Annotated in this window: 9 protein-coding genes; 6 read left to right on the top strand and 3 right to left on the bottom strand. The window is 65.9% G+C overall.

The window, feature by feature from the left end; genetic code table 11:
- Nucleotides 1-43: 43 nt before the first annotated feature.
- Nucleotides 44-1,261 carry a tyrosine--tRNA ligase gene (gene tyrS / locus MRBLMC3_RS02180; protein WP_363735027.1) on the top strand — a complete coding sequence of 406 codons (1,218 nt, stop codon included), beginning with the start codon at nt 44-46 and terminating at the stop codon, nt 1,259-1,261.
- Nucleotides 1,262-1,336: 75 nt separating this feature from the next.
- Nucleotides 1,337-1,687: a PilZ domain-containing protein gene (locus MRBLMC3_RS02175; protein ID WP_363735028.1), complete on the top strand. Its 351-nt coding sequence runs from the start codon at nt 1,337-1,339 to the stop codon at nt 1,685-1,687.
- Here MRBLMC3_RS02175 and MRBLMC3_RS02170 read toward each other — a convergent pair.
- Both MRBLMC3_RS02170 and recG read right to left on the bottom strand, forming a co-directional pair.
- Nucleotides 1,659-2,750 carry a mechanosensitive ion channel family protein gene (locus MRBLMC3_RS02170; protein WP_363825512.1) on the bottom strand — a complete coding sequence of 364 codons (1,092 nt, stop codon included), beginning with the start codon at nt 2,748-2,750 and terminating at the stop codon, nt 1,659-1,661. The two genes, MRBLMC3_RS02175 and MRBLMC3_RS02170, sit on opposite strands and share 29 nt — an antisense overlap.
- Before the next feature lie 122 nt (nt 2,751-2,872).
- Nucleotides 2,873-4,936, bottom strand: a complete 2,064-nt coding sequence (gene recG / locus MRBLMC3_RS02165) for an ATP-dependent DNA helicase RecG (protein ID WP_363825510.1) — start codon at nt 4,934-4,936, stop codon at nt 2,873-2,875.
- Nucleotides 4,937-5,080: 144 nt separating this feature from the next.
- Between recG and MRBLMC3_RS02160 the strand changes: the two genes are divergently transcribed.
- From MRBLMC3_RS02160 to MRBLMC3_RS02145, 4 genes are all read left to right on the top strand, one after another.
- The gene (locus tag MRBLMC3_RS02160; protein WP_363825507.1) at nt 5,081-5,350 is read left to right on the top strand and encodes a succinate dehydrogenase assembly factor 2; all 270 of its coding nucleotides are present in this window, start codon (nt 5,081-5,083) and stop codon (nt 5,348-5,350) included.
- A 74-nt stretch (nt 5,351-5,424) separates the two neighbouring features.
- Nucleotides 5,425-8,889, top strand: coding sequence for a transcription-repair coupling factor (gene mfd, locus MRBLMC3_RS02155; protein WP_363825505.1), 3,465 nt, complete (start codon nt 5,425-5,427; stop codon nt 8,887-8,889).
- Nucleotides 8,890-9,075: 186 nt separating this feature from the next.
- The gene (locus MRBLMC3_RS02150) at nt 9,076-9,486 is read left to right on the top strand and encodes a hypothetical protein (protein ID WP_363825503.1); all 411 of its coding nucleotides are present in this window, start codon (nt 9,076-9,078) and stop codon (nt 9,484-9,486) included.
- The gene (locus MRBLMC3_RS02145) at nt 9,473-10,204 is read left to right on the top strand and encodes a TorF family putative porin (RefSeq protein ID WP_363825500.1); all 732 of its coding nucleotides are present in this window, start codon (nt 9,473-9,475) and stop codon (nt 10,202-10,204) included. The genes MRBLMC3_RS02150 and MRBLMC3_RS02145 overlap by 14 nt, the downstream gene beginning before the upstream one ends.
- A 21-nt stretch (nt 10,205-10,225) precedes the next feature.
- On the opposite strand, the gene MRBLMC3_RS02140 is transcribed toward MRBLMC3_RS02145, so the two are convergent.
- A complete protein-coding gene (locus MRBLMC3_RS02140) occupies nt 10,226-12,238 on the bottom strand; it encodes a putative bifunctional diguanylate cyclase/phosphodiesterase (RefSeq protein WP_363754080.1) in 2,013 nt (670 codons plus the stop codon).
- Nucleotides 12,239-12,299 lie beyond the last annotated feature (61 nt).

The raw sequence follows: 12,299 nt of genomic DNA, 5'->3' as shown, positions 1-12,299 counted from the left end.
TGCCTCTTTTACACTATTCCTCTCAATGCTACAGGGCCGCGCCATGAGCAACTACCAGTCCGATCTGCTCCGCCTGCTCGAAGCGCGCGGCTATATCCACCAACTGACCGATGCGGAGGGCCTGGACGCCCTGGCCGCCAGACAGATCGTGCCGGGCTATATCGGGTTCGATCCCACGGCGCCCTCGCTGCATGTCGGTCACCTGGTGTCGATCATGATGCTCCGCCAATTGCAGAAGGCCGGGCACAAGCCCATCGTCCTGATGGGCGGGGGCACCGGCAAGATCGGCGATCCCAGCTTCAAGGACGAGGCCCGCAAACTGCTGACCACAGACACGATCGCGCAGAATGTCGGGAGCATCAAAAGCGTGTTCGAACGCTTCCTGACATTCGGCGACGGGCCGACCGACGCGATCATGGCCGACAATGCCGATTGGCTGGACCGCCTGGAATATATCCCGTTCCTGCGCGACATCGGCCAGCATTTCTCGGTCAACCGGATGCTGAGCTTCGATTCGGTGAAGCTGCGACTGGACCGGGAACAGTCGCTGAGTTTCCTGGAGTTCAACTATATGATCCTCCAGGCCTATGATTTTCTGGAACTGTCGCGCCGTTCGGCCTGCCGGTTGCAGATGGGCGGATCGGACCAGTGGGGCAACATCGTCAACGGCGTCGAACTGGCACGCCGGGTGGACGGTACGCATGTGTTCGGGTTGACCACCCCGCTGCTGACCAATGCCGACGGCACGAAGATGGGCAAGACCGTGGGCGGCGCCGTCTGGCTCAATGAGGACCAGCTTTCGCATTATGATTACTGGCAGTTCTGGCGCAACACGGCCGATGCCGACGTTGCCAGCCGGCTGCGCCTGTTCACCGATCTGCCGATGGACGAAGTGGAGCGGCTGGCCGCCCTGCAGGGAGCCGAAATCAACGAGGCGAAGAAGATCCTGGCGAACGAGGCGACGACCCTTTGCCGCGGTGCCGAAGCCGCCGCCGCGGCCGCGGAGACGGCCCGGCGAACCTTTGAAGAGGGCGCATCGGACGCCAATCTGCCCAGCGTCAGCCTGGGCGCGGACGGGCTGAACATCCTGCAGGGGACGACAGCGCTGGGCTTTGCCGCTTCCAACAAGGAAGTGCGGCGAAAGCTGGCCGAGGGCGCGATCCGCGTCAATGGCGAGGTGGTGAGCGATCCCGCCCTGTCGCTGAAGGCCGGTGACAAGGTCAGCTTCGGCGCGAAACGGCACGGGCTGGTAACCCCCTGAAATCGAAAAAGGCTTTAGGCGGCCTTAACCACAATAGGTAAGGAAGAGGCCATCTTCCCTACCTATCCTGTTTCCATGCCTTCAGTGTTCGCCAGCCTTTCCCATCTGAACGAGCGGGGTCCCGCGGTCAGCCAGCGGCGCGTGCAGCGAGATCTGGTCGATATGGTCAGCCATATCACGGCAAAGGGCCGCAGCCATGGTGTGCGGATCATCAACATCTCTGCCCTGGGCCTGATGTGCCGGACAGAGGCGCCGCTGACCATTGGCGAGCGGGTAACGATATGGCTGCCCGTGGTGAAGAACCAGGCCGCGGAAGTGCGCTGGTCGGAAGAAGGGCGGATCGGCGTGGAGTTCCTGCAGCGGATCGAGCCGGAGGTCTATGACGCCATGCTCGCCCTCATACCGCCGCGCCAGACGGCCTGGTAAACGCCTTACCCAGATCATCCCCCGCCTCCAGCCGCTGACGCGATCGCACCAGCGCCTGCGGCATTTGCGTGCGCAGGAAATTCATCATCGCCTCTCGCACCTCGCAGCGCAGGTCAAAGGCTATGCCGGCGTTGCGGGCGCTCAGAAGGCCGCGCAGTTCCAGCGCATCGGCGCGCTGGTCGGTCACCTGCATGATGGCGACGCGGCCATCCCAGCGGCTGTTGGCCTGGACCGCCTCGATGAATCTCGCCCGTATCGCCTCTATGTCCGCGGCAGGATCGACATAAAGGAAGACGGTGCCGAGCAGGTCGGAGGTTTTCGTCGTCCAGTTCTGGAAGGGCTTTTCGAGGAAATAGGATATCGGCACGATCATCCGCCGGTCGTCCCAGATGCGGACGACGACATAGGTCAGCTTGATATCCTCGATCCGGCCCCATTCACCCTCGACGATGACGACATCATCCAGCCGGATCGGTTCGGAAAAGGCCATCTGTATGCCCGCGATCAGATTCTTGAGCGCGGGCTGCGCGGCGGCGCCGACGGCCAGCCCCGCCAGCCCCGCAGATGCCATCAGCGTAACGCCGATGCTCCGTACGCCGGGAATGGCGATCAGCATCAGCGAGAGGATCAGGAAGCCGACGATGAACTGCGTCACGCGGTAGAGGATACGGATTCGGGTATGCTGCCGCCGCGCCTTGAGATTGTCCGCCACGCTGATGTCGCTGCGGCGCTCCAGGATGATGCGCCCCGCCCGCATCAGGGAAAAGATCAGCCATCCCATGAGCAGGATGAACAGCATCCTGGAACCGATGGACCAGATCGCCTCCACATTCGGGGTGAAGGTCAGCGGCTGGACGCCCGCCGACAAGGTCATCAGGACGATCAGCCAGCGCGTAGGGTGGTAGAGGGCGGGCAGGATCACCGGCTCCATCCGCATCCGGTGGACGATGCGGGTCGCCAGCCAATAGGCCAGCCAATGGAGCAGGAAGGCGACGACGACCGACAGGCCGATCGAGATCGCCGCCATCGACGTGACATGGTGCAGGCTGATGTCGGATTGCATGGCGATGCAACGACAGGGCGGCGGGATGGTTTCGCAACTGCGGCAAGACGTTGTTTTCACAATATGTGCCGCGCCGTCCTGTCCTGTTCCTGGCCCTGTTCCTGAAGGCAGGAGCAGGGACTCTACCCGCTGCGAAGCAGGCCCACCGCCGCGTCGCGTTCGAAAAGATAGAGGCAGGTTCGGGCTGCCTGCCCGCGTGCTTCGCTCAGGCCGCCATCCCTGTCGATCAGCAGATGGGCGTCGTCCCGAGCCGGGTCCAGCAGGGCGGAGAGATGCTCCGGCGTAGCGAGCTTCAACTGCTGCTCGCCCGACTGGCGCGTGCCCAATATTTCGCCCGCGCCCCGCAGGCGCAGGTCTTCCTCGGCTATGCGGAACCCATCATTGGTTTCCCGCATCAGGGCAAGGCGCGCCCTCGCTGTTTCACTCAGCGCATTGCCGCGCAGGAGAATGCACACCGATTGATTCTGCCCCCGCCCGACGCGCCCGCGTAGCTGGTGAAGCTGGGCAAGGCCGAAGCGGTCGGCCCCTTCGATGATGATGAGGTTGCTGTTGGGAACATCGACGCCGACCTCGATCACCGTGGTCGCCACCAGGATTTTCGTGCGGGCCGAAGCGAAGGACTCCATCGCGGCGTCCTTTTCCGGCCCCTTCATCCGGCCATGCACGATGGCGACGCGTTCGCCAAAGCGCATCCGCAGCGTTTCCGCCCGCGCCTCTGCGGCGGCAAGGTCGCTATTCTCGCTTTCCTCGACCAGCGGGCAGACCCAATAGGCCTGCCCCCCGCCCTCCACATGGCGGGCCAGCGCCTCGACCACTTCGTCGAGACGTCCGGAGGACATGACGACGGTCTGGATCGGTTGCCGGCCCGGCGGCATCTCGTCCAGGCGCGACACGTCCATCTCGCCATAATAAGTGAGCGTCAGGGTGCGCGGGATCGGCGTGGCGGTCATCACCAGCAGATGCGGCGTGCGCTCCGCCTTGGCCGCCAGCATCATGCGCTGCGCGACGCCGAAGCGATGCTGCTCGTCGATCACCGCCAGGGCGAGGTTCCTGTAACGCACCGCATCCTGGAAAATGGCATGGGTGCCGACCAGAATGTCGATGCTGCCGTCGGCCAGCCCCATGAGGGTGGATTCGCGCGCCTTGCCCTTTTCCCGCCCGGTGAGGATGGCGATGTTCACCGGCAGGCCCGACGCCATCCTGCGCAGCGTTTCATAATGCTGGCGGGCCAGGATTTCGGTGGGAGCGAGGAGCGCGCCCTGGGCTCCCGCCTCCACCGTGTTGAGCAGGGCCATCAGCGCCACCAGCGTCTTGCCGGATCCTACGTCGCCCTGCAGCAGGCGGAGCATGGGGACAGGCTGGGCCATGTCCCCCTCGATTTCTCCGAAGGCGCGGCGCTGCGCGCCCGTCGGCGCGAAGGGCAGTTGCAGCATGGCGCGCAGTCGGCCGTCGCCGGCGATCGGCACGCCCCTGCGCTTGCGGGAGGACTGGCGGACCAGCATCAACGCAAGCTGGCCGGCGAAGATCTCGTCATAGGCAAGGCGCTCGCGGGCCATGGCGTCGCTGGGGTCGGCGTGGATGCGGGTGAGCGCTTCGCGCCATGTGGGCCAGCCCCTTTGCGCAAGGAGGCTGGGTTCGATCCATTCGGGGAGGTCAGGCGCGCGGGTCAGCGCCTGCGCCACCAGGTCGCGCAGGCGGTTGTTGCTGAGGCCTTCGGAGAGGCCGTAGACCGGCTCGCGCGCCGGGATGGTATCGGCTTCCTCCGGCGGGAGGACATGGTCGGGGTGGACGATCTGAAGATTGTCGCCATAGGCCTCCAGCTTGCCGGAGACGAATTTGGGTTCGTTGAGCGGCAGCAGCTTGCGCGGCCATGCGCTGTTGCGGCCGAAATAGACCAGCGCGACGCTGTTGCCGTGCTTGTCCCGCGCGATCACGCGGAATGGAGCGCGGGCGCTGCCGGAAGCTCGGTAATCGGTCGGCGTCAGTTCAATGCCGATGACCCGGCCGGAGTCGGAGAGGATCAGTTCATCCACCATGCGGCGGTCGATGAAGCTGACCGGCAGGTGGAATGCCACGTCCACGGCGCGAGCCAGCCCCAGCCGCTCCAGAGGTCGGGCGAGCGCGGGGCCGACGCCCTTCAGGGCTTCGATTTCGGTGAAGAGTGGGTTGAGGATATCGGGTCGCATGGCTATCTGAGGCGGTCTAGAGCATTTTCGAGCCGGACGGTACGTCTGGCGGCCCGGAAAATGCGCAAACAGAAAAACTCCAGCCGGGATGGTGGTTCAAACATCCGATCGGCGAATTTGTCATGTCCGCGCAAGGAACAAATTGTGAACGAAGACCCCCGCATCCGCCGCCTGCAATTCCGGGCCTGGCATCGTGGCATCAAGGAAGCGGACCTGGCGGTGGGCGGGTTCTTCGACCGCTACCATGGCGAATGGGGCGAAGCGGAACTCGACTGGTTCGAGCGGTTTATCGAGGAACAGGATGCCGACATCATGGCCTGGGCCCTGGGGACGCTGCCGCTGCCGGACGAGTGGCGCGGGCCGATGTGGGACAGGTTCGTGAAGATGGATTTCGTGGAGATCGGCAGGAAGTAATCCCCTCCGACCTGACCTGACCTGACTTGCCCTCCCTGACCCCTCCCGTCTCCGGGCGGGCTACTGAGTAGCGAATGACCGACCTTCTCAAAATCCTCAAAGCATCCTCACCCATCACCCTTTCGGGCGTGCCTGCCGGTTTCCAGCCCTGGTTGCTGGCCGACATTGCGCGGGCGGCGCCTTCCCGCGCCCTGTTCGTCGCGCCTGACGAGCAACTCATGCGGGCGGTGGCGGACACGGCGCATTATTTCGCGCCGGAGATCGAGATTGTCGAGATTCCGGCCTGGGACTGCCTGCCCTATGACCGGGCCAGTCCTTCGCTGCGGACAGCGTCGGCGCGGCTGGCGGGGCTTCATGCCTTGCAGGCCAGGCCCAGGGGGCCGCAACTCGTCCTGACCACGCTCAACGCCCTCACCCAGCGCACCCTCACCCCGTTCCGCGTGCGGCAACTGGTGGCGAAGCTCGCGCCCAAGGAACGGATCGCGATCTCGCGGCTGGCCGAAATGTTGCAGGCGAACGGCTATGTGCGCACCGACACCGTGCACGATCGCGGCGAATTCGCCATTCGCGGCGGCATTGTCGACCTGTTTCCGGGCGGCGAGGAACAGCCGCTCCGGCTTGATTTCTTCGGGGACGAGATAGAAACGGTCCGCCGCTTCGATCCTGCCGATCAGCGGACGAGCGGGAGTGTCGAGGGCTTCACCCTGCTGCCCGCGTCGGAGGCGTTGCTGGACGAGGAGACGATCAAGCGTTTCCGCGGCCGCTATCGCGAGATTTTCGGCGCCACGGCCACTGGCGACCCGCTCTACCAGGCGGTGAGCGACGGACGGCGACTGCAGGGCATGGAGCATTGGCTGCCGCTGTTCGAGGAACGGCTGGTGCCCCTGACCGATCATCTGGGCGACGACAGCCTTATCCTGCTGGACCACGGCGTCGCCGGCGCGGCAGAGGCGCGGTTCGAGGCGATCAGGGACTATCATGCCAATCGTGCGGCGGCGAAATCCTCCGATCCGGGGGCCTATCGGCCGCTGGAGCCCAAGGCACTTTATCTAGAGGCGGAGGAATGGGCCGCCCTCGCGCACGACTGGCCGATGCACGCCACCACGCCCTTCCATGAACCGGAAAGCGCTTCCGTCATCGACTTCGCCGTGGACGGCCCGCGCGACTTCGCACCGGAGAGGGCGCAGAACGCCAACGTCTATGAGGCGGTGGGCAAGCATATCGCCTCGCTTCAGCGGGCGAAGAAGAAGGTGGTGATCGCCAGCTATTCGGGCGGCGCGCGGGAACGGCTTTCCGGGCTGCTGGCCGACCATGGGCTGAAACGGATCGCCGCGGCGGACAGTTGGCAGGAGTCTCTGGGCCTCGCCGCCGGGGGCAGCACGGTGCTCACCGTCCTGCCGCTCGACCATGGCTTCACCGCCCCGGATGTCGCGGTGCTGACCGAGCAGGACATGCTGGGCGACCGGCTGGTGCGGCGGGCCCGGCGGAAGAAGAGCGCGGACGCCTTCCTGGCCGAACTGGCGACGCTCTCGCCGGGCGACCTGGTCGTGCATATGGACCATGGCATCGGCCGCTATGAGGGGCTGACCCAGATTCCCGTCGCCAAGGCGGCGCATGATTGCGTCGCGCTGGAATATGCCGGCGGCGACAAGCTCTATGTGCCGGTCGAGAATCTGGAGGTTCTCTCCCGCTACGGCTCCGAAAGCGAAGGCGTCAGCCTCGACAGGCTGGGCGGAGAGGCCTGGCAGCGGCGCAAGGCGCGGATGAAGGAACGCATCCGCGAGATCGCCGGGGAATTGCTCAAGACCGCGGCGGAGCGCGCCCTGCGGCCCGCGACCGTGGCGGAACCCGACAGCGCCGGCTATCCCGCCTTTGTCGATCGCTTCCCCTATCAGGAAACCGACGATCAGGATCGGGCGATCAGCGATGTGATCGAGGATCTGGGCGCGGGCAGGCCGATGGACCGGCTGGTCTGCGGCGATGTCGGATTCGGCAAGACGGAGGTCGCGCTGCGGGCCGCCTTCGTCGCGGCGATGGCGGGGATGCAGGTTGTGGTGATCTGCCCGACCACCCTGCTCGCCCGCCAGCATCACATGAATTTCGAGGAGCGTTTCCGGGGCTTCCCGGTTAAGATCGGCCGCCTCTCCCGGCTGGTCCCGGACAAGGAGGCGAAGGCGGTGAAGGCCGGTCTGGCGGACGGCACCGTCGACATCGTCGTGGGCACCCACGCGCTGCTGGCCAAGGGGCTGGAATTCAAGCGGCTGGGCCTTGTCATCGTGGACGAGGAACAGCGGTTCGGCGTGACCCACAAGGAACGGCTCAAGTCGCTCAAGACCGACGTCCACGTGCTGACGCTGACCGCGACGCCCATACCGCGCACCCTGCAGATGGCCATGTCTGGCCTCCGGGAACTGTCGGTCATCCAGACGCCGCCGGTGGATCGCCTGGCGGTGCGGACCTACATCATGCCCTGGGACGGCGTGGTGGTACGCGAGGCGCTGCTGCGCGAACATTATCGCGGCGGCCAGAGCTTCTTCGTCGTGCCGCGCATTTCCGACCTGACGGAGATCGAGGAATTTCTCCGCACCGAAGTGCCGGAGGTGCGCCCGGTCGTCGCCCATGGACAGATGAGCGCGACGGAGGTGGAGGAACGCATGTCGGCCTTCTACGACAAGCGCTATGACGTGCTGCTCTCGACCACCATCGTCGAGAGCGGGCTCGACATCCCCTCCGCCAACACGCTCATCATCCATCGCGCCGACCGCTTCGGCCTGGCACAGCTCTACCAGCTTCGCGGACGCGTCGGACGCGCAAAGACCCGCGCCTATGCCTATTTCACCACGCCTGCCAACCGGGTGATCACCGAAACGGCGGAAAAGCGGCTGAAGGTCCTGTCAGACCTCGACACGCTGGGCGCCGGCTTCCAGCTCGCGTCCCACGATCTCGACATACGCGGCGCGGGCAATCTGGTCGGCGACGAGCAGTCCGGCCACATCAAGGAGGTGGGGTTCGAACTGTACCAGTCGATGCTGGAGGACGCGATCCTGGAGGCGAAGGCCGGCGGCGCGGGGCTGGACAAGGCGCGCGAGAGCTTCTCGCCGCAGATCACCGTCGATGCGCCCATCCTCATTCCGGAGGATTATGTGCCCGACCTCGACCTGCGCATGGGGCTCTACCGCCGCCTCAACGAAGTCGAGGACCGGCAGGGGCTGGAGGCCTTCGCCGCCGAACTGATCGACCGTTTCGGCAAGCTGCCCGCGCCGACGCAGAATCTGTTCAAGATCATCGAGATCAAGCAGAATTGCGTCACCGCCAACATCGCGAAAATCGATGTCGGGCCAAAGGGCGCGCTGGTCAGCTTCTTCGAGGACCGCTTCCCCAGGCCGGAGGGGCTGGTCGCCTATATCCAGCGGCTGAACGGCGTGGCCCGGCTGCGGCCCGACAGCAAGGTGGTCGTGAACAGGGCCTGGGCCGATCCGGCCGCCCGCCTCAACGGTGCGTTGCAGCTTTCCAAGGGGCTGGCGAAGGCGGCGAACTAGAGCGATTTCCAAGCGATCGGAACCGATCGCTGGTTAAGAAATCGCGGCAAACAAGGAATCCGGAGCGGTATCGACATTCAGCCAGCACCCCTTTGTCATCCGCCAGACAACAGCCAGCAACAGTCGCAACCTAGATCCCGCTCTGACGACCGGACAGCAAAGTCCGGCGTCGAGCAGGAGATAGACATGAGTTTGACCCTTATTGCCCTGGCCGCGGCAGCGGCCACGCACAGCGTGCAGATCGACCATGGCGGAACGCCGGTCGATGCGACCTACAGCGCCCGCGCCGAATTCCGCACCAGGACCATAGGCGCCCGAACCCCGAACCGCGCGGACGCGCAGCGGTGCCAATGGACCGCCACCATCCTGGTCGACCGGGCGCTCAGCCATGGACCTGCGCTCAGCCGCACGGTTTCCAGCGACAAGCAGTTTACGGGCAGCGAGCATGGCGCCTGCACGCCCGGCCGCCAATCGGGCGAGCGCAATCTGGCGCGCCATGAAGGCGAGATCCGCGCGCACCTGGTCGCGGTTGCGCAGGCGGACCACGCACCGCTACTGGCCGAGCTTGATGCCGTTCGCAATCTTGCCTCCAATTAAAAGGAAGGCTGCGCTGGCCTGCGCCTTTCTGGCCTCTGCCGGCGCCAGCCCCGCCTTCGCGCAATATGCCGATGGCGTATCTGGCACGATGGAGGCCGCCAGCGAGGAACGGCGCCGGGGGCTGAGCTGGAGCGACGGCGACCCGGTGCTGCGCGGCACCCTCTCGGTACCCGTGGCGGAAGGGCTGAGCCTCGACGGCGTGGCCGTCTCGCTATGGGGCAGCGATCGGCATGGCGGAGCCGACGCTGTCGTCGACCTGGGTGCCACCTATGCGCGGCAGATCGGCGGATGGCGGCTGTCCGCCGAAGGTCGCTATCATCTTTTCCCCGGAAGTGCCGACCAGGCTTATGGCGAAATCGGCGCAGGCGCGGCTTTCCTGATTGGTCCGGCCAGCATCGATTTCAACGGCAGCTATGCCCCGCGGCAGTCGTCCATCGGCGGCGACAATCTCTATCTGTCCGCGTCGGCGACCATGGGGTTGCCCGGCACGCCCTTGACCATCTCGGCGCGGATCGGCCGGTCTTCGGGCGATGTGCAAGACCCGGCCCGTGCCATGCGGCTGCGCCCCGATGGCACCTATTGGGATTATGGCGTGGGCGTCGATTATATGAAGGATCGCTGGTTCGCCGGGCTACGCTATGCCGACAGCAGCATCGCAGGCCCAGCCAGCCGGCATGCGGGCGCAAGCCTGATCGCACGGATAGGACTGAGCCTTTAGCCTGCAACCGTGGCACGCCCCTTACGGTTTGAGCGCCAGCGCCACCAGATCGGCGGAGGACACCCCCGCCGAACGCAGGAAACCCTGATAATAATCGCAGCCTTCGCGCGTAAGGAGATCAAGCTGCTGCTCGGTTTCCACCCCCTCGGCGATCACCCGCAGACCCAGCGACTTCGCCATATGGATGACGCCGCGAACGACGATCCGGTCGCGGGACGTCCCGGCGATGTCCTGCGCCAGGCCGCTGTCGATCTTCAGATAATCAAGCGGCAGGCTCTTGAGATAGGCGAGGCTGGAATAGCCGGTGCCGAAATCGTCCACCGCCACCGCCAGCCCTTCTGCGCGCAACGCCGTCAGCAACGCCGTGGCATTTTCGACATCCTCGATCAGGCCGCTTTCGGTGATCTCCACCGTCAGGCGCGACCGGGGAAAACCGCTCATGTCGACCAGGTTCAGGAATTGCGGCATGAAGCCGGGCTGGGCGATGTCCTCCGCCGTGACGTTGATCGACAGGCGCAGGTGGGACAGGGCGTGCGGCCAGGCGGCGGCCTGGCGCAGCGCTTCGGCCTGGATATGCGCCGAAAGCGGCAGCATATAGTCGGAACGCTCCGCCGTGGCGAACAGCATCCCCGCGCCCAGCGCGCCATATTGCGGGTGGTTCCAGCGCGCCAGCGCCTCTACCCCGATCATATGCTCGCCATCGACGGGATATTGCGGCTGGAACAATATGCCGATCTCCCCGCGATGAAGGGCAAGGCGCAAGTCGGTTTCCAACTGGTCGGCATCCACCTGGCGGCTGCGCTTTTCCGAAGAGAAGATGCGGATGCCCTCCCCGCCCCCGACCCGGGCATCGGCCAGGGCAGTTCCGGCGCGACGGATCAGCCGGGTGGCGTCATCGTCGGGGCGCGACTGGGCAATACCGCAGCGCGCCGTCAGACGGATCAGATGGTCCCCCGCGCTGAACGGCCGGCCAATGGCGCCGATCAGTTGGCGGGCCAGGAAGGTCGCCTTGTCCGCGGTGGCCGCCTCTCCGGTCAGGCCGATCAGGAATTCCGTCCCGGCGATGCGCGCGACCATGGTGCCGGCCGCCATATCGATGGTCATCCGCTCTATGCGGCGGGCGATTCGGCCCAGCAAGGCATCGCCCACGACCTGGCCATAGGCGGCGTTCATCCGGTCGAACTGGCTGATCGACAACAGCAGCACCGTCGTCGCCAATCCCTGCCGCCGCTCCAGCCAGTCGAGCGCCGCCTGGCGCGAACGCAGGCCGGTCAGGTCGTCACGGCCGGTCGCCTCATGGCCATGCGCATCGGAAAGCCATTCCACGTCCGCCGCAACGACGCCGTCGATCAACCGAAGATGATGAACCAGCCTGTCACCGGGCCGGCCCGGCGCCGCGTGGGCGAACGCCTCCGGACGACCCGACCGCATCATGCCGCGCAGCGCCGCGATCACGGACCGGCGTTCCGACCGGGGCAGGCACCGGATAAAGCCCGCCGGATCGACGCTCTGCCCCTCGACGCCAAGATGGCGGGCGAGATTGTCGCTGAGGCGGATCCGGTTCCCGTCCCGCTCCCAGAACAGGGCGTCGCCGCGCCGGATGCGTTGCGCCCGCCGGCTATGGGTGGTGCCGCCGACGAGCCGGTCGACCAGGCGCTGCGCCGAAGCCAGCGTCGCGCCCAGTTCGGCAGGCGTGAAGGGGGCCGCGAGATAATGCGTCGCCCCCGCCTCCAGCATGGCCGGCACGGCGGGAAGGTCATGCGCGTCCACCAACACGACCAGCGCACCCCCGCCCGCGTCCACCGCCGGCACCAGCGACGCGATCAGGCGAAGGTCGCCGTCCCGCGCGCCACGCATGTCGGTCAGCGCTATGCGGGCATCGCTGTGCAGGAAACGCTGCGCCGCATCGGTGGCGCGCCGCGCTGCGATCACGCGCCAGCCGGCCGACTGCGCGAGCTGCGACAGTCCATCGCGGTCGCCCGGCGAGAGAATGTAGAGGCTGCGCTGTCCGTCCAGTGCGGTCTCGCCGCTCACATCTTGCTCCTTGGGACGATCCACCAGCTCTTCCCTATGCTCTATCGGTTAGCGACCTGTT

The sequence above is a fragment of the Sphingobium sp. LMC3-1-1.1 genome (genome assembly GCF_040676285.1).
Lineage (GTDB): Bacteria > Pseudomonadota > Alphaproteobacteria > Sphingomonadales > Sphingomonadaceae > Sphingobium.
Note: the sequence above shows the minus strand (reverse complement) of the source record. Positions and strands in the feature narration are given on the sequence as shown.